Source organism: Chloracidobacterium thermophilum B (genome assembly GCF_000226295.1).
GTDB classification, from domain to species: domain Bacteria; phylum Acidobacteriota; class Blastocatellia; order Chloracidobacteriales; family Chloracidobacteriaceae; genus Chloracidobacterium; species Chloracidobacterium thermophilum.
The window spans coordinates 502547-524062 of the sequence record NC_016025.1; the positions used below are offsets into that span (position 1 = coordinate 502547).

A 21516-nucleotide genomic window follows, 5' to 3' on the forward strand; every position below is an offset into this window, starting at 1 on the left:
ATGAAAGCTGAAACGGCCAAAACGCCCAATCCCTTTGCCGAAGCCTTTGCCGCGCTAGCGCCGGCACGCGCCACCTCACCCTACGGACGGGTGCAGGAAGACGCCTTTGCCACGTTCGAGCGGCTCGGTCTGCCGACGGTCAGGGACGAAGCCTGGCGCTACACAAACCTTGCCCCCCTGACCAAACGCTCCTTTCGCCCCGCCACGGCGGACGGACTAATGGCCGCCAACCTGCAATCCGGGATTGCCTTCTTCGATGAGTCGGCAACGACACGGATGGTCTTCGTCAACGGCGCTTTCCAGGCGGCGCTCTCTGACCTCAGCGGACTGCCGGCAGGCGTCGAAATCCGGCGTCTCGATGGCCCGGCACCCCTGCCGGAAGCCGATGCTTCCTCCTTCCGGGCGCTCAATCTGGCGTTTCTGTCCGATGGCGTCACCATTCGGGTCGCACGTGGCAGAGCCGTGGCCGCGCCGATTGGACTGTTTTTCGTCACCGCGCCGACTGATGATGACCGCATGACACATCCGCGCGTCATCATCGAACTCGATGAAGCCGCCATTGCGACCGTCGTTGAGATTCACACCGTGCTGTGCGATGAGGAAGGACGGTTCGGCACACACCCTTACCTGACCAATGCCGTGACGGATGTACGGCTGGGCCAGGGGGCCAACCTGACCCACATCAAGGTGCAGACTGAAGGTTCTGCCGCCTATCACATTGCTGACCTTCGGGTGGACATCGGCCGGGGCGCAGCTTTCACGGGACACGCCCACGCCCTGGGCGGACAACTGTCGCGGCAGGACATCCGTGCCCGGTTTCTGGATGAAGGCGGCGAATGCCGGCTCTATGGTCTCCAGGCCCTGCGTGGACAGCAGCTTGCCGATACCCACGTGACGGTGGACCACGCCGTTCCCAACAGCACGAGTGAAGTGCTCTACAAGGGCATTTTTGACGAACAGGCCCACGGTGTCTTTGACGGACGGGTCATCGTCCGCCACGGCGCCCAGCAGACAAACGCCGTCACCACCAACAAAAACCTGCTGCTCTCTGAAAAGGCGCGGGTGGATGCCAAACCCCAGCTCGAAATCTTTGCCGATGATGTCAAATGCGGTCACGGCGCGACCGTTGGACAACTTGACGAAGACGAAATTTTCTACCTTCGCAGCCGGGGGCTGACGCCGGCCGAGGCCCGCCGCCTGCTGACGTTCGGCTTTGCCCGTGAGGTCAGCGAAAAACTTCCCGTCCCCTCCCTCAAGGTTCGGCTCGACGGCGCGCTGGCCAAGCGCGTCGAACCATCAGCTTCTGGAGATTGTGTCTTATGACGGCTCACGCAGTTCTGGCAACGCCGCCCGCGCTCGATGTCACCGCTTTGCGGGCAGACTTTCCAACGCTCCGGCGCACCATCAACGGCCACCCACTTGTGTATCTCGACAATGCCGCCACCAGCCAGAAACCGCAGGTGGTCATTGACCGCATGAACCGGTTCTACACGGAAGAATACTCGACCGTGCGGCGCAGCATTCACCTGTTGTCAGCCAAGGCGACTCAGGCTTACGAGCAGACGCGCCACCTGGTGGCGCAACTCATCAACGCTCCCGAAGCACGCCAGATCATCTTCACGAAAGGTACGACCGAAGGCATCAACCTTGTGGCGCACGGCTACGGGCGGAAGTTCGTTGGCGCAGGGGACGAGATCATCATTTCGGCCACCGAGCACCACGCCAACATCGTCCCGTGGCAGATGCTGTGTGAGGAAAAAGGCGCACACCTGCGGGTTATCCCCGTGGATGATCGGGGCGAACTGATTCTGGAAGCCTACGAAAAACTCCTTACCGACCGCACCAGGCTCGTGGCTGTCGGCCACATCTCCAACGCGCTGGGCACGATTCATCCCGTGGAGGAAATCATCCGGCTGGCCCATGCCCAAGGGGTTCCCGTCCTCGTGGACGGCGCGCAGGCCGCGCCCCACATGCCGGTGGATGTCCAGGCGCTTGACTGTGATTTCTATGTCTTTTCCGGCCACAAAACCTACGGCCCAACCGGTGTCGGCATTCTGTATGGCAAGGCGGCGTGGCTCGAACGGATGAATCCGTTTCTCGGCGGCGGCGATATGATCGAAACCGTCACCTTTGAAAAGACGACCTACGCGCCGATTCCCCACAAGTTCGAGGCCGGCACACCGGCCATTGCCGAGGTCATCGGACTGGGGACGGCTATCGAGTACATGCGCCGGATCGGGCTGGAAGCCATTGCAGCCTACGAGCACCAACTGCTCGAACAGGCCACAGAGCGGCTGCTGGCCATCCCTGGCGTCCGCATCATCGGAACGGCGCCCCGCAAAGCGGCCATCATTTCCTTCGTGATTGACGGCATCCATCCCCACGACATCGGCACGTTGCTTGACCAGGAAGGCATTGCCATCCGTGCCGGACACCACTGTGCGCAGCCTCTCATGGCGCGGTATGGCGTCCCGGCGACGGCGCGGGCTTCCTTTGCGTTCTATAACCTGCCGTCGGAAATCGAAGCCCTTGGCGCGGCCATCGAGAAGACCATTGCCGTCTTTGCCCTCTAGGGCGTCACCACCATGAGCAACAAAAGTCTTTACGGCGAACAAATCATCTATCTGAGCAAGCACCCGAAGAACTTTCGGGCCATCGAGAACGCACAGTACAAGTGTGAAGGGGCCAATCCGCTGTGCGGCGACCGGGTGACGGTCTATGTCAACGTCGGGCCCGATGACACGCTGGAAGATGTGGCTTTCCAGGGGGCCGGTTGTGCTATCTGCATGGCGTCCGCCTCGATGATGACCACCAGCGTCAAGGGCAAGAAGCGGGCCGAGGCCGAACAGCTCTTTGAGGAGTTTCACCGCCTTGTCAAGGGTGAGCTTGACCCCGCGCGTGAACCTCATCACCTCGGCAAACTCACCATGTTTGAGAACGTCAGCCACTATCCGGTGCGCGTCAAATGCGCCAGCCTGCCCTGGCATGCGCTGCACAATGCGCTGGAAAACCAGCCGGCAGCCTCAACCGAATGAGCGACACAGGGCGCGCAGCGAGCCGAACGGCCACAGAGCCAGCAAGTCGCGCCCGGTTGAACCAAGCTGTCAAACTTGACCTGCCGCCACTGTGATTATCCCGTCTGCAACTGTTGGCTATGGACGTTTCCGGCGCGCCAGGCGCGTCCGAACCGTCCCGTCTGGACGCGGCGGTGTCGCCTGAAGGGCCAGAAGTGCCGTCTGCACTCCTGACCGCGCACCGGGCGGAACCCGCAGGCGATAGTTGGCCGGGACGGTATAGGTCAGCAGTTCCGGGTTGTAACTGCGGATGACTTCCGGTGAGAGACCGGCCTGGGCGGCAACAGTTCGCAGGTCCACCGTGGAGGTGACAGGCAACACGTCGTAGCGGAGTGGCGCTTCACGCGGCACATTGTGAAAGCCGTAGAGTTCCGGGTGCTTGGCGATGAGAATCATCGAAAGGATGATCGGCACATAGTTTTGCGTCTCACGGGGTAACAACCCCTGCCGCTGCAGTGACCAGAAATCCTGGTAACGGCTGCGTGCCAGCGCCCGCTCGACATTGCCTTCACCGCAGTTGTAGGCCGCCATCGCCAGCAGCCAGTCACCATTGAAGCGTTGGTGAAGCCATTTCAGATAGCGGGCAGCGGCACGGGTGGGCTGCTCGATGCCGCCCCGCTCGTCAATCCAGGCATTCTGCACCAGTCCGAACCGCGCTCCGGTGGAAGGAATAAACTGCCAGATGCCATAGGCAGCAGCCGGTGAAAGGGCGCCCGGATTCCACCCGGATTCGGCCTGAGCCAGCCATACCAAATCCTGCGGCACGCCTTCTTCAGCAAAGATGCGCCGGGCCAGGTCGAGATAGCGTCCGCTCCGGCGCAAACCATTGATGATTGTCGCCCGTCCGGCACCACGGGTGAAGTAGGCCAGAAACCGCCGGACTTCAGGCGTCGCCGCCACGGCCGTGAAGTCCAGTTCACCACGCACTTCAACGTCGGCGAGATCAGCATCGGAGACCACAACATCCCGCAGCAGATCGAGCGGCGAAGGCGTAAAACGTTGCTCACCCCAGCCCACTTCGGTCTGCTGCATCTGGAGGTCGTAGTAGCGGATGCGCTCAATCAACTGGCGATAATAGGCGTTGAGCGCCGGATGCGCCCGCGCGCCGGTCGGGGATTCCAGCAACACATCCAGCGCCAGGTTGAAGTATTCGCGCGCCGACTCCGAACGGTTGGCATCAAACGCCCGTGTGCCCAGGACAAAGTAGTTCTCCGCCCGTTCGGTCAGGGCACGGACCCACTCCGGCGGCGGCTCATCGCCGGGAAGGTTCATTCCGGGAAAGACAAGGTCGCGGGGTGGCGCGGCTGGCAGCGCCGTTCCCTGGGCGGCTGCCGAACCGGTGAACAAGACCGCTCCCAAGCACCAAGCTATCCCAAACTGCCAAACCTTCATTGATTTAACCCGTCAGAACGCATGCCGTGCTTCAGTTGTCGGCTGGCTGCTTCCACAGACAAACCCGATAGACTCTTGGCACCAGACATCTGCCCGGTGCTATGGCATAGCCGCTAGGCTATACGCTTTGTTGTGTGGTCTGCAAGCCAGACGCTGCCTCTGGCTCCGGCTTGACGACTTCGAGCGTGGCGTGGATGTCCCGCGCCCGAATGATGAAACTGAGGTATTCCTCCCAGGTTTTGCGAAAGATTCGCCAGCGTGGATGCCGGTTGACGGCATTGACAAGCCAGGCCACGCCCAGCCAGCGCCACAGGCGCAGGAAGGTGATCTCGATGCGGAGCAGGCGAAAGCCGCCGCCAGCGTAGTGCGCCGCCGGATGCCCGACAGCGAAATAGTCAAAGCTGTAGGCGCTCAGATGCCAGCGGTGTGTCGGGTCATTCCACGAACCGAGCGACGAGTAATGCGGCGTCTCGATGTAGAGCCGCGCCCCCGGTGCTGCAATGCGGTGCAGTTCAGCCAGAAAGGCCGGAACCGAGGCCACGTGCTCGATGACGTGCCGGGCGTGGATTTCATCAAACGCCCCGTCAGGAAACGGATAGGGGATGACGTTCAAATCGTGGACGACATCCACGCCGGGCAAAGCCACCTGGTCTAATCCAATTGCCCCCGGCAGCTTCCGTCGTCCGCAACCCACATCGAGCCGGCGGCATTCCCTCCGCGCAGCGTCCATGGTCAGTCTTCAACCGGCGGACGGCGAATGGCATAGATGGCCGCCCGCGCCTGCTCCGCCAGCTTGGGATGCGAAGCCGAAAGGCCGGCCAACTGCCCCAGCAAATCTGAGGTACGCAGCAACAGCCGCGCCACATCGCCTTCAACGGCTTCGGTCATGGCCAGCAGGGCCTCCCAAGTGCACTGTCCATCGGCCCATGTCCACAGCAACCGGCCGGCATCGTAGTCAATCGTCATCGTGCAGTAGTTGTCATAGCGCGCCTGCACATCAGCAATGGCGTAGGCAATACCGCGCACCTGCCGCAGCGGACGCAGATATTCGGCGCGGGTTTCTTCATAGAGCGGAAACTCGCGGTCTTCGGCGGCAATGGCTCCACACAGGGCGGCCAGGTGACGCGGGCTTTCGACATCGAGGATGCCAGCCCGGATCAGCTCACCGACGAAAACCGCATTGTCCACCCGCAACTGTGCGGCCCACCGCCCATCGGCCGTCGGCTGCCAATGCTGGTCAAGATAACCGTAGTGCTGCAACACAGCGACACATTTTTTGAAGCGTTCCCACAGACCGTTTTCGATTTCAGAGCAACGGGCCGCAAGGTGCTCATAGCGCCGCTGGGCTTCCAGCATTTCCGCTGCGCGGGGCGCACAGTTGCTGACCTGCGAGCACGTGGAACAGGGAAAATCGGCGGCGGCGGCTTCGAGCCGTCTTACCGTGTTCACAGCCGCTTCATAATCGGCGCGGGTGTCGGGATCATCAAGATCGAGCTGCCGTTTGGCATTTTGCCAGCGGCGCAGTTGCTTGCGTGCTGCCGCCAGTTCACGGGCAATCGGACGGTACGCGGCAAAGGTCTGGGCGCGGTCGCCGGCCGGGCACAATTCGGCGTCGGCATCAAGCAGGGCTTTGACTTCCTGAAGTCGTGGCCGCAGGCGGTCAGCGAGCTTCCGGTTCTGAAAGTGCCGGAAACTGCGCTCGATGAGACTGCGGGCTGCCTGGGGCGACATTTTCTGAAGCAGGTTGAGCGCCATGGTGTAGTTGGCATCAAAGGCGCTTTCGACCGGCTCCGGCGGGCTGAGCAGTTTTTCGGCAATGACGTGCATATCCTGGAAGGGGCCGGGCACGAAAATGGCAAACCCGACCCGGTCACGTCCCCGCCGGCCGGCGCGGCCGGTCATCTGGGCCAGCTCGAAGGCCTTGATGTCCCGGTGGCCGTCATCGGAGCGCAGGCTGGAAGCCGTAATCACCACGGAGCGCGCTGGCATGTCAATTCCGGCGGCCAGTGTCGAGGTCGCAAAAACGGCGCGCAGCGCGCCAGCCGCCATCGCCCGTTCGACGACGTGTTTCCAGGCCGGCAACTGGCCGGCGTGGTGGGCGGCAATGCCCTTTCGCAACAGCAAAAAGAACTGCCGGTGCTGTTCGACGTAGGTGGCTTCGTCGGGGTACTCCGCAACGATATTGGCAATGCGCCGCTGCTGCTCGCTGGACAAATCCGGCAGGCGCGTCCGGCGGAAGCTGTCCACGGCTTCGTCACACCCACGGCGACTTGGAAGGAAGATGATGGCTGGCGTGAGGTCGTACTGAAGCAGTGTGTTCAGCACATCCGGGAAGGAAGCCGGTTCAAATGGCAGACGCACGTCGCAACTCCACGAACAGGATTGAAGCCATCTCTACCACTGGTGCGCCCTGGCGCAGGTGCGTGCTTGGCGTGTGGTCGCATACAGTGTACCGTAGGCTTTCCGGTCAACAGTGTGCTGCGGGACGTTACCCTAATCCGGGAGGAAACGGTGATGGAAATTCTAACCCTGCAAAACCCTGACATTCAACACAACTGCACGGTCAAGAAAGTGGATGACAAAGGCAAGGAAAGTGTCTGCAACGGTCACCTGCGGGAATGGCTGACCGTGCCGGACGAGCTGCGCAAGCAGTTGAAGCCTGGAGAAACCTACTACCGGTGCCGCCGCTGCGGGGCTGTCTATCGCGGTCCAATACGTCGCCATCTGCGGGGCGTCCAGGTGTCCAACCGGTCCATCGTGCCGCAACCGCCGCTCCCGACGCAGTTTCCCGTCGTGGAGGTGTAGCCACAGGGTGAATGGCGGATGGCGAATGGTGGGTAGTGGATAGCAGCCGGGGAGCATTCGTGCCTTATGGCATTGTTCCGAGGCTCCCTGACCGACTGGAGACGCGGCTGATTTTGTGCAGGAGCTCAAATCTCCTGCCGCAAGAGAACGTCAACAGCGTGTTGAGCGCCTGCGGCGAAATCGGGAAGCAGCCGATCAGGCTTGTGCAAGCACGGCGTCACTGACTGCTATCCACATTTCGACGGAGCGAAAATTATGGAAACAAACATACGACAGACTCACGCAGATTTGATAAAGGCCATCACAGAGATTGCTGCGGCCATGCCCCTGGCGCGCACGGTACAACTTTATCAATTTGCGCTCTTCCTCAAAACACATCCGTTGCCCGGCGAAGAAACCTTTGAAGAAGTGGCAGCGGATGAAGCGATATGGGATACGCAATTTGCGGCAACCAACGATGATAAGCTGGCGGCGCTGGTAGTGGCAGTCGAAGCCGGGATAAATGAAGGTAAAGTATTGCCGATGTTCGATGCACACGGTGAATTCATCGAGCATCAATGAATTCACAAACCACTCCGTCATTCTGGAAACATTACTGGGCTTTGCCACCAGAAATCCGTCAGCGAGCACGGCAGGTTTACAAATTGTGGCGAGATAATCCAGCCCATCCAAGCCTTTTCTTCAAGCGAGTGAAAGAAAGCCAGCCAGTTTACTCAATACGCATTGGTTTGGGATACAGAGCGCTTGGATTGCTGAGAGGTGATACGGTAACGTGGTTTTGGATTGGTACGCATGACGAATATGAACGGCTTCTCAAGTAAAAATCAGCAAATACCCGCCCTGCCACCCAACATGGGCCTCCCAGCCGACGCCGCTTCGGGGCGCGACGGCATGCTGTATGGCTGGTGGCTGGTAATTAGTGGCTAGGACTGGGTATGGGCTTTGGAAGGTCATGAAGTTGGAAACATGATTGACGAACAAACCCTGCAAGAAATTGTCCGGCGGATTGTGGCAGCGGCGCAGCCCAGCCGGGTGATCCTGTTCGGCTCCTATGGCCGTGGCGATGCCGACGCTGGCTCTGACCTGGACCTCATGGTGATCAAACCGGAAGTGTCCGACCCGTACAGCGAAATGATCCGCCTGCACGAAGCCGTGGGCCCGATTGGCCCGGGGATGGACGTGCTGGTCTATTCCGAGGCCGAATACCAACGACGCAGCCAGGTACCGGGCACCGTCCTGTACTGGGCGCGCAAGGAAGGGAGGGCCTTGTATGGAGCCGCATCTTGAAGAGGCGTGGCGGTCACTGCGCCTGGCAGATCGTGACATCAAGGCTTTTGAAGTTCTGAAAAAGGAGCCGGAGGTTCATCTTTCCATTGTCTATTTCCACGCCCAGCAGGCAGTGGAGAAATCACTCAAGGCGGTCTTGTTTGCGCAACAGATCGAAATTCACGCGCACACACGATTTGGTCAAACTGGCGCGTCTGCTTGGGGATCAAGGCATCGTGTTGCCGGTCAAGGAAGAGCAACTCCGCCGACTCAATCCTTTTGCCGTTGCCTTCCGCTACGACGATATGGAAATCGCGCCTGTCGCACAGGAAGGTATGACGAGCCTGATTGCGGAGATTCGCCGCTGGGCAGAGGCAGAAGTGCGCGCGGCAACGAAACGTGAGGAAAGCTATGGCCCGGACGAGCATTGACTGGCTCATCATCAACTTGCCCCCCAGCATCACTGGCGCTATGACTGCGAGACCCCCACTTTTGACCCGGTTGAAGGTCCGCCGCCCGGCCGGTTATGTGGCGGCCTCGGGCAATTCCCAGACCTTCGCCCCCGGCATCTTCGTGAAGATGGTACCGGTCAACGTTGGCGTCTGACCGGTTGTTGACGGCGGTGGGTTTCGTATGACGCAAAAACCGCTGCGCAAGGGAACATCACCTGGCGCAGCGGTCTTGAGGTCCCGGACAGAAAAGGCGGCTGAAAAGCCCTTCGCAAGCTGAGCTTTTCCTGCTTCAGATTTTCCTGCCCTCTTCCCGCATTTTCTTCAGGACGTACTCAATCCCATACCGGTTGATGGTTTTGATGGCGCGCGCCGAAAGACGCAGCCGCACCCACCGGTTTTCACTCGGCACCCAAAACCGCTGCCGTTGCAGGTTGGGCAGAAAACGCCGCTTCGTACGGTTGTTCGCGTGCGATACGTTGTGGCCCGACATCGGGCGCTTTCCGGTCACTTGACAAACCTTGGCCATGACATCTCACCTCGCTTCCCGCGCAGCTCCAAAAGTCGGTGTTTATAGCCCAAGTCGTTTTCGTCCGCAACCCGAAAACCAAAAGCACCCGGACTGGCCACCGTCTCACCACATCCAATCACCAATCACCAGCCACTGGTCACTAGTCACGAACAGCACCGGCACGGGTCTCAATCTGCCGGATGGCGCGGTTGGCAGCATTGACAATCCGGCGGTCACGGTCACTGAGGAATGGACGCAACGCCGGAAGATCATCGCGTGTCCCTACCTGTCCCAGCGCGCGCAGCATCCGCTCTGTGCCACGTGGTCCGGCTATGCGCAGGTAGGGATGCAGATCGGCCGTCCGCGTCAGTGAAAGCAGGTAGCTTTCGGCCTGCTCCCCATACCGGCGTGAGTCAAGCTGCCTAATCACATCCTGCAGAAACTCCCGGCGTCCCAGCCGGTAGAGCGCAAACGCCTGCGCCAGCCGTACCCGTTCGTCCTTCTCGGCGAGACGGCGGTTGGAAAGCTCATCCACGTAGGCCGTAGCCTCACAGCGTCCCAGCCCTTCGGCGGCAAAGCGGCGGCGCTCCGCACTCGGATGGTCGAGGTTTTCCCTGAAAACAGGCTCACTCATCGGATCGCCAATGCGCGCCAGGGCCGCGAGAATCCGCGTCTGCTGGTCGGCATCCCGTCCGGGCCGGGCAGCACGGTAGCGCGCCATCAGCGGCGTCACCGCCTCACGAGTCCGCAGCCGCCCCAGCGTCTCGACAGCCTGCCGGCGCACGTTGGCATCCGGGTCATCCAGATAGGGCAAAACGTGCAGGCCGTATTCTGGATGGCCAAACTTTGCCAGTACGCGGAAAATGTCCTCACGCAGGTCGGCATCGCCCAGCGCCTCGACCATGGCGCTCACCATGCTCTCACCCCGCAAAACGCCCAGCGCCCGCACGGCCGCCCGCCGGTTGTCCACCCGGGCGTCATCGCGCATGGCGTCGGCCAGGGCCTGCAGGACAGCCGGAGCAACCTCCGTACCCGGCAAAACCATGGTCGGATCGTCAGTTTCCAGGAAGGGATTGAAGCGGTCCAATCCGCGCCGGCGTGCAAAGACAAACTCGATGTCTTCCTCGATGTAAAACAGCAGCAGGGCGCGCAGTACGGCCCGCCGTACGTCGGCGTCCGGCTCGCGCAGGGCCTCGATGAGCGGTGGAAGCGTCTGTGGGTCCTTGATTTTCCCCAGCGCCACGGCGGCTTCGGCCCGCACCTGTGGGTCAAGATCGTTCCTGAGCACCTCCAGCAGCGCCGGGACGGCCGCCTGCAACCGGCGGTCGCCCAGTGCCACGGCGGCGCGCTGACGTGTGCGCCGGTCGGGACTCGTCAAATCGGCCAGGTAGCGGTCCTGCCCCAGCACCGGCAGCCAGAGGCCCACCACCCATCCCGCCAACCACAGCACAAGCAGTGAATGAAAAAAGCGCATAGGGGAGCCGATGCTAACCAACCGTTGACCGGGTTTCAATGAATGGACTAGCTTGCGGCGCGTCTCCCCACTTTTCCCGGTGGCTTGCAACCCATGCCCGAACGAACCCTTCCGCCGACCCCGGCCATTCGGACAACCATGCTGCCCCGTGACACCAACGCGCTGGGCACGATTTTCGGTGGCGTCATTCTGAGTTACATTGACCTCGCCGGCGCCATCGAAGCCCGCCGCATTGCTGTGCATCGGTACGTCACCGTCGCCATGCGCGAAGTGGTCTTTGTCGCGCCGGTGTACGTGGGTGACACCGTGAGCTTCTACGCCCAGGTTGAAAAGATTGGGCGCACATCCATCACCATACGTGTCACGGTGGATGCCGAGCGGATGCGTGAACCGAACACCGTCGTGCGCGTGACTGAAGCTGATGTGGTCTATGTGGCGATGAGCGACGACGGACGCCCCACCCCAATTTTTCCTGAATCCACCCCTCCGGCACACACCACCGTATGACCCCATCGGACACACCCACCCCGGAAGCGCGCGCGGCAAAGCGCAAGCGCGTTCCCCTCGTCATCGTCAACACCGGTCACGGCAAAGGAAAAACCACAGCCGCACTGGGAACTCTGATGCGCGCCGTCGCCCACGGCTTCAAGGTCATCATGCTGCAATTCATCAAGACGACCGAAGACCCACGGTTTGGCATCTACGGCGAAATTCAGAGCGCCCAAAAGCTGGGCTTTGAAATTCTGCCGCTCGGCGACGGCTTCACCTGGGACACCAATGACCCCGAACGCGACCGGCAGACGGCCCGCCGCGCCTGGGAAATCTGCAAGGCCAAACTCCAGTCGCCGGAATACGACATCGTAGCACTGGACGAAATCACCTACGCCTTCACCTTCGGCTGGCTCACCACTGCCGAAGTCATCGAAGCCATCCAGAACCGTCCGCCGCACATGCACGTCATTCTGACCGGACGGGATGCGCCGCCCGAAATCATCGAGATGGCCGACCTGGTGACAGAAATGCGCGAAGTCAAGCATCCCTTCACCACCCGGCGCGTCGTGGCGCAGATTGGCATCGAGTTCTGAACCATTCCCTCGAAACGTTTTCCCTGCCTGAGCCGGAGAATGGCCGGGCAGCCGTCTACTCACAGGAAGCTGACACCAAGGACGTTGGGTTGGGAACCTTTGGGCGTGTGATACGTCCACAGCGCCGCATATCACCCAACTTCGTGGAGGTCAGCCAATATGACGCGCCTGTTTTCACTTGTCCTGGCCGGACTTACCATCGGCACGGCAGCCGTGGCCGGATACCTGGAACGCACCTCACCAACTCCTGTGCCCATCACCATCCCCCAGCCCCCTGAAGCTGACGACCTGCCACCCGAACCCCAGCCCACTCCACGACCGGCTTCCGATCCGGGACGGAAACTTTCCCCGAAGGAAGCCGTGGCCGGATACCTGGAACGCACCTCACCAACTCCTGTGCCCATCACCACCCCCCAGCCCCCTGAAGCTGACGACCTGCCACCCGAACCCCAGCCCACTCCACGACCGGCTTCCGATCCGGGACGGAAACTTTCCCCGAAGGAAGCGGCGGAGTACCAGCGCACCATTGCCGCCACAGCCGGCATGGTGCAAGACGCCCAAGCCATTGCCCTGGCCCAAAAATACGGCCTCGACATCGTCAACCTCACCTGGGAAGACACCGGACGCTACAAAAACTCCGCCGTCGGCCCCAACATCAGCGACATGACCATCCAGGTCGGCTTTGAAGACCCCACTACAAGACAGTTCCAAGTCACCTGCATGCCGGTCATCCGCTACCCCAACTTCCGGGACCTCACCTGCGACCTCGACCCGCGCGACTTCACCCTGCTTGTGGGCAATCACCACGGGCAACCCCTGCGGCGCGTCTCGCTGTACGACTTCCTCGCCCATCCGCGTTCGTATCTGACCAACCCGGCTTCGTGGCGCGGCGAAAAGCACAGCCTGCTGGCTCCGCGCGACACCCGGGTACTCGTCAGCGCCCAGGCGTGTTTCCTGCCGATTCCCAAGAGCGGCAAGGCGACGTTCAACCCCGTGTTGTTCAACTACCAGTCCAAGAAAGGCGACCCGGCGGTGCTGACGATTCTGGCCACACGGGAAGGGACGAGCGTCACCATCATTGACAATGAACGGGATGCGTTTCGCAGCGGCAGTGTGTGGGGGCAGCGGTTGTTTTTCAATGCCAACGGGCAGCGGGCAAGTCTGACGGGCGAACGGGAGAGTGACTTTGTGGCGAAGGGGGGCGATCGGACATCGCCGACGCCGGGCGCGCCGGGTCAGACTTCAGGACTCAACCTGGTGCTGCTCATTCAGGTGCCACTCAAACAGCGGACACTTCCCCGAAGCAAGCCTCCAATGGTTCCGGGCATTGCCTACGAGTCAAAGGCAGCAGGCATGCCCGCCCCGCGCGCCAGCGACATCGAAAATGCCGTCATCGGACACGGCGATCTGGAAGGGCCCTTTACCGAGATTGATAACCTCGCCATCGAACGCGATGAACGCTTCCCGGTGCGCGTCACGGTTCAGTTTTACAAAGCGACCTCGAACGGCGTCGCCACGGAAGCCGACATTGCGGCTATCAAGGCCAACATCGAGCGCATCTACGCCCAGAGCACCGATGTGGGCAGCCTCGTCACCGGCGGCGAAACCGGACGGGTGACGGAATACGATGGTGTCAAGGTACAGCCGACGGACTGGTGGGAAGACTTCTGGGAACGCTACGAAGCGAGCACCGGCATTTCACGCTACGAAGCCATCCGGCGGCTGCGCGAGCTGTTGGGAACGAACTTCCGGCAGCAACCGGTCTGTGAACTCTACCTGCGCGATCTGCTGCGCTCAGCAGGCAGGAAGCACCCACACCGCAAGCCAGCCAGCTAAGGCCAAACCGGCCATTGCCCGACGTGGCCACCACGTCGGGCGTTTTTGTGCTCTCAAGTGTTTGCGGTTTTTCCAAGCTGACGCCAGACAATGACGCCAACCACGATGGCCCCGCCAATGAGCGCCATAGCGGACGGCCGTTCACCGGTGGCCAAGGCGACCCAGATAGGATTCAGGATTGGCTCCAGCATCGCCAGCAGGGTGCTTTCCAGCGCCGAGACGCGGCTGACCCCGATGGCGAACAGGACGTAAGCCACGCCAATCTGAAGTATTCCCAAACCGGCGAGCAGCCAGAGGGTGGTGACTGGCAACGGAAGCGAAGCCACAATAGCCGGAGCGCAGCACAGGGCCGTCAGGGCATTGCCTAGGGCAATCAGGACGAGACTTGAGGGCGGCGTGCCGCCGGTCGGCGGCTGGGTGCGGGCATCAGCCCGCAGGCAGATGGCAATCCCGGCAAAGCCGATCCCGGAGACAATGGCCAGCAGGTTGCCGAACATCCCGGACGGACTGAGCCGGTCCAGAAAAAACCACGCCATGCCAAAGAAACAGCCGCCGATGGACCAGCGGTCGCGGCGATGGATGGGTTCACCGAGCAGCGGCCGCGCCAGTACGGCAACAAAAATGGGCGCGGTGTATTGCAGCAAAATGGCATTGGCCGCCGTGGTGAGCTTGTTGGCCCAGGTAAAGGCAATCATGGTCAACGCATAGCTGGCCGCACCCCACCACACGTAGCGCCGCGCGAGCGTCGTCTGGAGCAGATTGCCTTGGTGTGATGCCTGCTGCCAGAGCAGCGCCGCGGCCAGCACGAAGAGGGCAAAGAAACTCCGCACACCGGCGATGGCAAACGCATCGGCGTGGGCTGACTTGATGCCGACGCCGCCGAGACTCCAGAGTGCCGCAGCCGCGATGACGCACATGATGCCGAGCCACTGTCGTTGCTGCATAAAAGGTAAAGTAAGGCTGAACTCCACTTCCTTCAGGGATTGACACGGTCACGTATCATGTTCGCGTGTCACGGTTACGCGCGTTGTGCTGCGTTTTATGACGCATTGTAAGAGACGCCAGCAGTAAGCCTCTTTCGGTCAGGCCATAGCTCCGTGGGCGTCCATCTCTGGCGGTTGGCCTGACCTGACGCGCGCGTTTTTGCCCAAACCAACCGGTGACGGAATTCATCCGCCGCCATGTGCCCCACACGCAACCTGCCTGGAGGACAATGTCATGCCCAAAAGCAAGCCATCCAAAAATCCAGCAACATCGGCCCCGGCACCGAAACTTTCCCCGAAGGAAGCGGCGGAGTACCAGCGCACCATTGCCGCCACAGCCGGCATGGTGCAAGACGCCCAAGCCATTGCCCTGGCCCAAAAATACGGCCTCGACATCGTCAACCTCACCTGGGAAGACACCGGACGCTACAAAAACTCCGCCGTCGGCCCCAACATCAGCGACATGACCATCCAGGTCGGCTTTGAAGACCCCACTACAAGACAGTTCCAAGTCACCTGCATGCCGGTCATCCGCTACCCCAACTTCCGGGACCTCACCTGCGACCTCGACCCGCGCGACTTCACCCTGCTTGTGGGCAATCACCACGGGCAACCCCTGCGGCGCGTCTCGCTGTACGACTTCCTCGCCCATCCGCGTTCGTATCTGACCAACCCGGCTTCGTGGCGCGGCGAAAAGCACAGCCTGCTGGCTCCGCGCGACACCCGGGTACTCGTCAGCGCCCAGGCGTGTTTCCTGCCGATTCCCAAGAGCGGCAAGGCGACGTTCAACCCCGTGTTGTTCAACTACCAGTCCAAGAAAGGCGACCCGGCGGTGCTGACGATTCTGGCCACACGGGAAGGGACGAGCGTCACCATCATTGACAATGAACGGGATGCGTTTCGCAGCGGCAGTGTGTGGGGGCAGCGGTTGTTTTTCAATGCCAACGGGCAGCGGGCAAGTCTGACGGGCGAACGGGAGAGTGACTTTGTGGCGAAGGGGGGCGATCGGACATCGCCGACGCCGGGCGCGCCGGGTCAGACTTCAGGACTCAACCTGGTGCTGCTCATTCAGGTGCCACTCAAACAGCGGACACTTCCCCGAAGCAAGCCTCCAATGGTTCCGGGCATTGCCTACGAGTCAAAGGCAGCAGGCATGCCCGCCCCGCGCGCCAGCGACATCGAAAATGCCGTCATCGGACACGGCGATCTGGAAGGGCCCTTTACCGAGATTGATAACCTCGCCATCGAACGCGATGAACGCTTCCCGGTGCGCGTCACGGTTCAGTTTTACAAAGCGACCTCGAACGGCGTTGCCACGGAAGCCGACATTGCGGCTATCAAGGCCAACATCGAGCGCATCTACGTCCAGAGCGAAGATGCCGGCAGCCTTGTGACCGGCGGCAAGACCGGACGGGTCACGGAGTACGAGGGTGCCAAGGTGCAGCCAACAGACTGGTGGGAAGACTTCTGGGAACGCTACGAAGCGAGCACCGGCATCGGACGCTACGAAGCCATCCAGCGGCTGCGCCAGCTTCTGGGTTCGCATTTCCGGCAGGAACCGGTCTGCGAGCTGTACCTGTGCGATCTGTTGCGATCATCGGGACTCAGGAAACCAGATTCCAAGCCCGCCACCCTCTGACCAGAGCCACAGTTGATGGGCCGGAGGTGATAGGCCGGATGTCGCCCGACGTGGCACAGCCACGTCGGGCTTTTTTCCTGCGCGCAGCTTTTCCAAGTGCAACACGGAGCTGGGAGCTTTGCGTCCGGCCGGACACGCTTTCAGGCGCAGGTCTTACGGCTCGATGAGGCCGAAATTACCATCCGGGCGACGGTAGAGCACACCAACGCGATCCGTGACCATGTTGCGGAAAACAACAAACTGGTCCTTCGGCGACAGACTGGCCGCCGCGTCATCCGGCGTCATGGGTTTGATGGCATAGCGGCGCGTCGGAATGATGCGTGGTTTTTTCGTGGCCTCTGGCGCAGCTTCGTCCGCCGTCCCCTCGGCTTCCGAACGGGCCGCTTCGGCTGCCGCCGTGACTTCCTTGACGCTGGCGCGGGTCTTCCGTTTGGTCTCAACCTTTTCCTTGAGCTTGTTGACCTGGCGGGCCAGCTTTTCCGTCGCCTGGGTGATGGATTGGTACATGTCGTCGGTCGTAGCCTTGCCGGTCAGGACCTGCTCACCCATGGTCAGCACGAGTTCTGCCAGGTTACGGTGTTTCTCGATGGCCATGGTGAGATGCAGGCGGATATGGTCCCGGTCATCGAGCAGTTTGGCAACTTTCTTGGTTTGCTCGCGGGCAAACTTCTTGATGGCAGGTGTCAGGGTGAAGTGCCGTACAGTAAAGTCAAGTTTCATTGTTGACGAAAAAACTCCTGAGTTGACATCCGTTCCGCTTAGGGACTGGAAATTCCCGGCCGTGCAGGCGTTGTGTTCCGTGTCCCCTCCGATGGGCTGTCTTGAACCTGGTAACGCCTCCATTATAAGACGGCAAAGCCGGCCACGCTATTTTTTCCCTGGCTGGCAGACGCTGCCACCTTCGGACTCAGGGCAAGAATAGACGGCGTGTTGTGGGCTGACTCAGCAGCAGGCATCAGCGGGAGGGCGGTTTGCGCCCGGCGCGCCGTTCTGCAGGCGAAGCCGGCGCGGCCAGACCTTCCAGCAGCAGGTCAACGATGTCGGCAATGAGCAGGTGGCCTTCGGCTTCGCTGCAATAGTCCACGACCGGGATGTCCTCAACCGTAATGGCCATGGCAATGCGTCCGTGTTTCGTATAGACGATGCCGATGTCACTGCGCAGATGGTCCAGTGCGCCCGGCTTGTTGGCAACTTCAACACCACGCAGGCGCCGGCCGATGCCCTCCCGATACTGCTGGCGTTTCATAATGGCCAGCATTTCCCGTGACGCCTCCGGGCTGACCATCGTCCCGCGCTCCAGACCTTCCAGCAGCCGGACCATCTCGCGCGGGGTCGCGACGCCGATGCCGTACTTTTTGTTTTCTTCGAGGTTGCTCTCGCGGAAGGTGCTTTCACCGCCACCGGCGATCTTGCGCAGGGAACGGATGTGCTCGAAACCCATCTTTGCCAGGCGGTCATTGACCGCATCCGTGGTGATCCGGTCAAGCAGGATGTTGGTGGCGATGTTGTCACTGACGACAATCATCAGCCGCACGGCATCACGGACGGTGATCTGGGTGCCCGGCGTCAGCTCAAACAGCACGCCGCCGTCTTCATACTCATGCCGCCGGACGACGGTCAGCTTGTCATCCCAACGCAGCCTGCCTTCGGCCACCTGGGCGAAGACTTCCACCATGATGGGCACCTTGATGGTGCTTGCCGTCCGCACCCTGGCATCCGGGTTGTAGCCGAAGGTTTCACCGGTATCGAGATTTTTGGCGAAGCAGAAGACCTTGCCTTTGAAAGCCGCCAGCCGACGCTGCAGGCGGCGCATCATGGCAGCCGTCTGGCGTGCCGGACGCTCCACCGCTGGCGCCTCCGCTCCAGCGGTAGCCGCGCCGGACTGTGCCAGCGCCGATACCGGCAGTCCGCCCCACAGCCCGCCGGTTACACTCCACAGGCTGAAACAGACCAAGCCGAGACTTGCCCGCCATATCAGACGGGAACCGGTGCGTACCAACACGTTGAACCCTCACCAACGAATGGGCAAAAACGAAACAGCGCGCATCGGATACGTCCGACGCGCGCTGTCAGGCGGCCGCCGCATCGTCAAGGTAGAGATACTTACGCCACTCCGGACGGGACGCCGCAGCATGATGCAGCGCCGTCAGATCAAGGTCGTGCCACAGAGCCGCCGGATTTGACAGCAGGGGCATGCGAGCCTCATCCGGGGTCCGGTCGCCTTTGCGCTGATTGCAATCATGGCAGCAGGCACAGAGGTTTTCCGGGACCGACTGCCCACCCCGCGACCGGGGCACAATGTGGTCCAGCGTCAGGTCAGCAGCCGTGCCTCGCTTGTTGCAGTATTGGCACCGATACCGGTCGCGGATGAGTATCTTCGCCCGCAACCCACCTGCCGAACGCCGCCGCTTGCGGACGTTGACATACTCGTGTAACCGCACCACCGAGGGACAGGCGAACGTAAAGCGTACCGTTCGCAAAACCCGGTCGCCATCCTTTTCAAGGACCTCGGCCGTCCGCTGCCAGACCATACGTAAAGCGCGTGGCACCGAAACCAGACCGAGCGGTTCATACGAGGCATTGAGCAGGAGGACTTTCCGTTGCGCAATGATCAAGCTCGCACTCTCCTTCCGTACAAGCCCAGACGGCGCGACCCCGCCAGGAAACAGAGCCAGGCACACCTGGGGCATAGGGGTTGCCCTATGATGCGTGAAACCTGCGCAAACTGACAACCCCTTGTATCGGCAGTGAGTGACGCCTTTCAGCTTCATCCAGCACTTCTGCTCAGGAAGCCGTGGAACTGTCTGCTTCGTCCCGGCGACGACGGATAACTTCAACCGTACAGGGCGCGTGGGCGACAATGGCCGACGACACACTCCCGATGAAAAACCGCTCTGCCCCGGAAAGATCGCGCGTACCAAGCATGATGGCATCGGCGGGCCACTTCTCGGCGATGTCCAGTAAAACACTCTTGGGATCGCCTTCGATGACTTCCCGCGACAGGGTCACTTTCCAATCGGGATAGGCTGCCAGCAGTTTTTCCTGTACTGCCGTCGCGGCCTCGGCCGCGGTGCGGCGCAGTTCATCAATCGTGTCGGATGGCACGACAGCCACGCTGCTCCCCAGGATGTCGCTGCTGAAATACTCGAAGACGCCGGTTGCCGTCACCAGCTTGACCTGGGTCTGGGGTGGAAAATGGCGTGCCGCCAGCGCCGCCACAACGACTTCCGAAGCCGGGGTTTCATCCACGCCGACCAGAATGCGCAGCGGCTCACTGTCAGGACGTTCCAGCCGGCGGCCAATCCGCACGGCTGCGCGTGCCTCCAGCATGACCTTGCGTGACACGCTTCCGAAAAACAGCCGCCCCAGGGTCGAGCGCCCGTGGGAACCCAACACAATCAAATCCGGCGACCACTCATCGGCAAATTTGAGAATCTCGCGGGCCGGTGCACCGGCGCGGGTTTCCTCACGCACGACCCACTGCGGAAAGCGGCGGCGGAGAATGTCCGCAGCGCTGCGTGCCCAGTGGCGCGGCACAGCCAGACGGGCGTCTTCGAGATACAGAATTTCCTCTGGGGTTCGTGGTGGAAACAGTGGCACCCGGTCGGCAATGGAAAGGACAACGGCTTCACCCTCCGGCGGCAATCCGGCGTGAACCAGGTCGGAAATGGCGGCAAAGCTCGCCGGGGAGCCATCCGTGGCAACCAAAACCTTACGAACCGTGTAGTCAGCAGGCATGAGGGCATCTCCTTTGAATACAGTCCACCCGGACGGGGCCGCAGAGGGCAACGCCGTAACGGATCGGGTTTCTGTCATGAGTCTATAACGTAACGCCCTTTTGGCCGGGCCGTTTTTCAGCGAAAGGTCATTCCATGCCCGTCCGGTTTGGTCTATGAAGCAGGGACGGCACGCCCGGCGTCCACGGTCGGGTGCGGCCGATGTCTCTGAACTGAGGAAAAGCCATGATGCGATACAAACTGCTTGGCGCCAGCGGACTGCGGGTTTCCGAACTCTGCCTGGGGACAATGACCTTCGGCGAGGCCTGGGGAACCGGTGCCTCGAAGGATGAAAGCCGCGCGATGTTTGAAGCCTATGCAGAAGCTGGGGGGAACTTCCTTGACACAGCAAACTTCTACACCAAAGGCGAAAGTGAGACGTTCATCGGGGAGTTCATCCGGGGCGAACGCGAACGGTGGGTCATTGCGACCAAGTACAGCCTTGACACGAGCGGCTGTGGTGAAGTCAATGCCTCCGGCAACCACCGCAAGAACATGATGCAGGCGGTCGAAGCCAGCCTGCGCCGTCTTCAGACGGATTACATTGATCTGCTCTGGCTGCACGTCTGGGACTTCACCACGCCCATTGAAGAAGTCATGCGTGGTTTTGACGACCTCGTACGCCAGGGCAAGGTGCTCTATGCCGGAATCTCCGACACACCCGCCTGGATTGTGGCTTCCGCCAACACTCTGGCTCAGCTTCGGGGCTGGACGCCCTTCGTCGGCCTTCAGATTGAATACTCCCTGCGCGAACGAACCCCCGAACGCGAACTGCTGCCAATGGCCGCGCATTTCAACATTGGCGTCACGGCCTGGAGTCCGCTCGGCGGTGGCGTACTGACCGGCAAGTACAACAATCTCAAGGAAGGTGATCCCCTTCCCGGACGCCTCAAAACCACCAAGGAGCGCGACCGGGAACTGGCTCAGCTTGTCATGACGATTGCCGAGGACATCGGACGCTCACCAGCGCAGGTAGCCCTGAACTGGTTGCGCCAGCGCCCCCAGCCGATCATTCCGATTCTGGGCGCACGGACACTGCCCCAGCTCAAGGACAACCTTGCCTGTCTGGATTTCAGCCTCAGCGAAGAACACCTGGCGCGGCTGACTGAAGCCAGTGCCATCGAGCTGGGCTTCCCACACCGGTTTTTCCAGGGAGAAACCGTCCGGCAATTCGCATTTGGCGGCGCACTCGACAAGATAGACTATCCCCGCCGCTGAAACGACGG

At 61.3% G+C, this 21516-nt stretch carries 23 protein-coding genes and 1 pseudogene; 14 read left to right on the top strand and 10 right to left on the bottom strand.

Going from position 1 to position 21516, the window contains the following annotated elements:
• From sufD to sufU, 3 genes are read left to right on the top strand one after another with little or no spacing between them, the layout of a single operon-like run.
• The gene (gene sufD / locus CABTHER_RS13130) at positions 1 to 1323 is read left to right on the top strand and encodes a Fe-S cluster assembly protein SufD (RefSeq protein ID WP_014101150.1); all 1323 of its coding nucleotides are present in this window, start codon (positions 1 to 3) and stop codon (positions 1321 to 1323) included.
• Positions 1320 to 2573: a cysteine desulfurase gene (locus tag CABTHER_RS13135; protein ID WP_014101151.1), complete on the top strand. Its 1254-nt coding sequence runs from the start codon at positions 1320 to 1322 to the stop codon at positions 2571 to 2573. Before sufD ends, CABTHER_RS13135 begins: the two co-directional genes overlap by 4 nt.
• 12 nt (positions 2574 to 2585) lie before the next feature.
• Positions 2586 to 3035 (top strand): Fe-S cluster assembly sulfur transfer protein SufU, encoded by a 450-nt coding sequence (sufU, locus tag CABTHER_RS13140; protein ID WP_014101152.1) that lies wholly within the window; start codon positions 2586 to 2588, stop codon positions 3033 to 3035.
• Positions 3036 to 3152: 117 nt separating this feature from the next.
• Here the strand turns inward: sufU and CABTHER_RS16185 are convergent, their stop codons facing one another.
• From CABTHER_RS16185 to CABTHER_RS13155, 3 genes are all read right to left on the bottom strand, one after another.
• Positions 3153 to 4433, bottom strand: coding sequence for a lytic transglycosylase domain-containing protein (locus tag CABTHER_RS16185; protein ID WP_049787539.1), 1281 nt, complete (start codon positions 4431 to 4433; stop codon positions 3153 to 3155).
• A 151-nt stretch (positions 4434 to 4584) separates the two neighbouring features.
• Positions 4585 to 5196, bottom strand: a complete 612-nt coding sequence (locus tag CABTHER_RS13150) for a class I SAM-dependent methyltransferase (protein ID WP_041569989.1) — start codon at positions 5194 to 5196, stop codon at positions 4585 to 4587.
• 2 nt (positions 5197 to 5198) lie between these two features.
• Positions 5199 to 6827 carry a DEAD/DEAH box helicase gene (locus tag CABTHER_RS13155; RefSeq protein WP_014101155.1) on the bottom strand — a complete coding sequence of 543 codons (1629 nt, stop codon included), beginning with the start codon at positions 6825 to 6827 and terminating at the stop codon, positions 5199 to 5201.
• A 153-nt stretch (positions 6828 to 6980) separates the two neighbouring features.
• Here CABTHER_RS13155 and CABTHER_RS13160 point away from each other — a divergent pair, with 153 nt between their 5' ends.
• The 6 genes and pseudogenes from CABTHER_RS13160 to CABTHER_RS17610 all read left to right on the top strand — a co-directional run bounded on the left by CABTHER_RS13160 (position 6981) and on the right by CABTHER_RS17610 (position 8968).
• Positions 6981 to 7271, top strand: coding sequence for a hypothetical protein (locus CABTHER_RS13160; RefSeq protein ID WP_014101156.1), 291 nt, complete (start codon positions 6981 to 6983; stop codon positions 7269 to 7271).
• 255 nt (positions 7272 to 7526) lie between these two features.
• Positions 7527 to 7832 (top strand): hypothetical protein, encoded by a 306-nt coding sequence (locus tag CABTHER_RS13165; protein ID WP_014101157.1) that lies wholly within the window; start codon positions 7527 to 7529, stop codon positions 7830 to 7832.
• The gene (locus tag CABTHER_RS17950; protein ID WP_081464937.1) at positions 7829 to 8092 is read left to right on the top strand and encodes a ParE family toxin-like protein; all 264 of its coding nucleotides are present in this window, start codon (positions 7829 to 7831) and stop codon (positions 8090 to 8092) included. The genes CABTHER_RS13165 and CABTHER_RS17950 overlap by 4 nt, the downstream gene beginning before the upstream one ends.
• A 145-nt stretch (positions 8093 to 8237) precedes the next feature.
• The gene (locus tag CABTHER_RS13170; RefSeq protein WP_014101158.1) at positions 8238 to 8558 is read left to right on the top strand and encodes a nucleotidyltransferase domain-containing protein; all 321 of its coding nucleotides are present in this window, start codon (positions 8238 to 8240) and stop codon (positions 8556 to 8558) included.
• Positions 8542 to 8682, top strand: a pseudogene (locus CABTHER_RS17825) (hypothetical protein); the annotation flags it as partial. The gene CABTHER_RS13170 and the pseudogene CABTHER_RS17825, both read left to right, overlap by 17 nt.
• 16 nt (positions 8683 to 8698) lie before the next feature.
• Positions 8699 to 8968 carry a HEPN domain-containing protein gene (locus CABTHER_RS17610; RefSeq protein WP_236847870.1) on the top strand — a complete coding sequence of 90 codons (270 nt, stop codon included), beginning with the start codon at positions 8699 to 8701 and terminating at the stop codon, positions 8966 to 8968.
• 310 nt (positions 8969 to 9278) lie between these two features.
• Here the strand turns inward: CABTHER_RS17610 and rpmB are convergent, their stop codons facing one another.
• Positions 9279 to 9515 carry a 50S ribosomal protein L28 gene (gene rpmB / locus CABTHER_RS13185; RefSeq protein ID WP_041569990.1) on the bottom strand — a complete coding sequence of 79 codons (237 nt, stop codon included), beginning with the start codon at positions 9513 to 9515 and terminating at the stop codon, positions 9279 to 9281.
• A 142-nt stretch (positions 9516 to 9657) separates the two neighbouring features.
• Positions 9658 to 10971 carry a HEAT repeat domain-containing protein gene (locus tag CABTHER_RS13190; RefSeq protein ID WP_014101163.1) on the bottom strand — a complete coding sequence of 438 codons (1314 nt, stop codon included), beginning with the start codon at positions 10969 to 10971 and terminating at the stop codon, positions 9658 to 9660.
• Positions 10972 to 11064: 93 nt separating this feature from the next.
• Between CABTHER_RS13190 and CABTHER_RS13195 the strand changes: the two genes are divergently transcribed.
• The 3 genes from CABTHER_RS13195 to CABTHER_RS13205 all read left to right on the top strand — a co-directional run bounded on the left by CABTHER_RS13195 (position 11065) and on the right by CABTHER_RS13205 (position 13892).
• Complete coding sequence (locus tag CABTHER_RS13195; protein WP_014101164.1) at positions 11065 to 11478, top strand: acyl-CoA thioesterase; 414 nt, start codon at positions 11065 to 11067, stop codon at positions 11476 to 11478.
• Positions 11475 to 12056: a cob(I)yrinic acid a,c-diamide adenosyltransferase gene (gene cobO / locus CABTHER_RS13200; RefSeq protein ID WP_014101165.1), complete on the top strand. Its 582-nt coding sequence runs from the start codon at positions 11475 to 11477 to the stop codon at positions 12054 to 12056. The genes CABTHER_RS13195 and cobO overlap by 4 nt, the downstream gene beginning before the upstream one ends.
• 159 nt (positions 12057 to 12215) lie before the next feature.
• On the top strand, positions 12216 to 13892 hold the full coding sequence (locus CABTHER_RS13205; protein ID WP_014101166.1) for a hypothetical protein: 1677 nt from the start codon (positions 12216 to 12218) through the stop codon (positions 13890 to 13892).
• Between the two features lie 53 nt (positions 13893 to 13945).
• On the opposite strand, the gene CABTHER_RS13210 is transcribed toward CABTHER_RS13205, so the two are convergent.
• Positions 13946 to 14836: a DMT family transporter gene (locus CABTHER_RS13210; protein ID WP_014101167.1), complete on the bottom strand. Its 891-nt coding sequence runs from the start codon at positions 14834 to 14836 to the stop codon at positions 13946 to 13948.
• 274 nt (positions 14837 to 15110) lie between these two features.
• Here CABTHER_RS13210 and CABTHER_RS13215 point away from each other — a divergent pair, with 274 nt between their 5' ends.
• Positions 15111 to 16514 (top strand): hypothetical protein, encoded by a 1404-nt coding sequence (locus tag CABTHER_RS13215; RefSeq protein WP_014101168.1) that lies wholly within the window; start codon positions 15111 to 15113, stop codon positions 16512 to 16514.
• A gap of 153 nt (positions 16515 to 16667) precedes the next feature.
• On the opposite strand, the gene hpf is transcribed toward CABTHER_RS13215, so the two are convergent.
• From hpf to CABTHER_RS16190, 4 genes are all read right to left on the bottom strand, one after another.
• Positions 16668 to 17234 carry a ribosome hibernation-promoting factor, HPF/YfiA family gene (gene hpf / locus CABTHER_RS13220; RefSeq protein ID WP_014101169.1) on the bottom strand — a complete coding sequence of 189 codons (567 nt, stop codon included), beginning with the start codon at positions 17232 to 17234 and terminating at the stop codon, positions 16668 to 16670.
• 235 nt (positions 17235 to 17469) lie between these two features.
• On the bottom strand, positions 17470 to 18513 hold the full coding sequence (locus CABTHER_RS13225) for a serine hydrolase (RefSeq protein ID WP_212770345.1): 1044 nt from the start codon (positions 18511 to 18513) through the stop codon (positions 17470 to 17472).
• Positions 18514 to 18583: 70 nt separating this feature from the next.
• Positions 18584 to 19129: an HNH endonuclease gene (locus CABTHER_RS17270; RefSeq protein WP_041569991.1), complete on the bottom strand. Its 546-nt coding sequence runs from the start codon at positions 19127 to 19129 to the stop codon at positions 18584 to 18586.
• A gap of 169 nt (positions 19130 to 19298) precedes the next feature.
• A complete protein-coding gene (locus CABTHER_RS16190; RefSeq protein ID WP_014101172.1) occupies positions 19299 to 20252 on the bottom strand; it encodes a universal stress protein in 954 nt (317 codons plus the stop codon).
• 224 nt (positions 20253 to 20476) lie between these two features.
• Between CABTHER_RS16190 and CABTHER_RS13240 the strand changes: the two genes are divergently transcribed.
• The gene (locus tag CABTHER_RS13240) at positions 20477 to 21508 is read left to right on the top strand and encodes an aldo/keto reductase (RefSeq protein WP_014101173.1); all 1032 of its coding nucleotides are present in this window, start codon (positions 20477 to 20479) and stop codon (positions 21506 to 21508) included.
• Positions 21509 to 21516 lie beyond the last annotated feature (8 nt).

What these genes read in the sequence shown, in the direction of transcription:
- sufD (WP_014101150.1), top strand. Translation starts at nt 1, where the DNA reads ATGAAAGCTGAAACGGCCAAAACGCCCAATCCCTTTGCCGAAGCCTTT.
- CABTHER_RS13135 (WP_014101151.1), top strand. Translation starts at nt 1,320, where the DNA reads ATGACGGCTCACGCAGTTCTGGCAACGCCGCCCGCGCTCGATGTCACC.
- sufU (WP_014101152.1), top strand. Translation starts at nt 2,586, where the DNA reads ATGAGCAACAAAAGTCTTTACGGCGAACAAATCATCTATCTGAGCAAG.
- CABTHER_RS13150 (WP_041569989.1), bottom strand. Translation starts at nt 5,196, where the DNA reads ATGGACGCTGCGCGGAGGGAATGCCGCCGGCTCGATGTGGGTTGCGGA.
- CABTHER_RS13160 (WP_014101156.1), top strand. Translation starts at nt 6,981, where the DNA reads ATGGAAATTCTAACCCTGCAAAACCCTGACATTCAACACAACTGCACG.
- CABTHER_RS13165 (WP_014101157.1), top strand. Translation starts at nt 7,527, where the DNA reads ATGGAAACAAACATACGACAGACTCACGCAGATTTGATAAAGGCCATC.
- CABTHER_RS17950 (WP_081464937.1), top strand. Translation starts at nt 7,829, where the DNA reads ATGAATTCACAAACCACTCCGTCATTCTGGAAACATTACTGGGCTTTG.
- CABTHER_RS13170 (WP_014101158.1), top strand. Translation starts at nt 8,238, where the DNA reads ATGATTGACGAACAAACCCTGCAAGAAATTGTCCGGCGGATTGTGGCA.
- rpmB (WP_041569990.1), bottom strand. Translation starts at nt 9,515, where the DNA reads ATGGCCAAGGTTTGTCAAGTGACCGGAAAGCGCCCGATGTCGGGCCAC.
- CABTHER_RS13190 (WP_014101163.1), bottom strand. Translation starts at nt 10,971, where the DNA reads ATGCGCTTTTTTCATTCACTGCTTGTGCTGTGGTTGGCGGGATGGGTG.
- CABTHER_RS13195 (WP_014101164.1), top strand. Translation starts at nt 11,065, where the DNA reads ATGCCCGAACGAACCCTTCCGCCGACCCCGGCCATTCGGACAACCATG.
- cobO (WP_014101165.1), top strand. Translation starts at nt 11,475, where the DNA reads ATGACCCCATCGGACACACCCACCCCGGAAGCGCGCGCGGCAAAGCGC.
- CABTHER_RS13205 (WP_014101166.1), top strand. Translation starts at nt 12,216, where the DNA reads ATGACGCGCCTGTTTTCACTTGTCCTGGCCGGACTTACCATCGGCACG.
- CABTHER_RS13210 (WP_014101167.1), bottom strand. Translation starts at nt 14,836, where the DNA reads ATGCAGCAACGACAGTGGCTCGGCATCATGTGCGTCATCGCGGCTGCG.
- CABTHER_RS13215 (WP_014101168.1), top strand. Translation starts at nt 15,111, where the DNA reads ATGCCCAAAAGCAAGCCATCCAAAAATCCAGCAACATCGGCCCCGGCA.
- hpf (WP_014101169.1), bottom strand. Translation starts at nt 17,234, where the DNA reads ATGAAACTTGACTTTACTGTACGGCACTTCACCCTGACACCTGCCATC.
- CABTHER_RS16190 (WP_014101172.1), bottom strand. Translation starts at nt 20,252, where the DNA reads ATGCCTGCTGACTACACGGTTCGTAAGGTTTTGGTTGCCACGGATGGC.
- CABTHER_RS13240 (WP_014101173.1), top strand. Translation starts at nt 20,477, where the DNA reads ATGATGCGATACAAACTGCTTGGCGCCAGCGGACTGCGGGTTTCCGAA.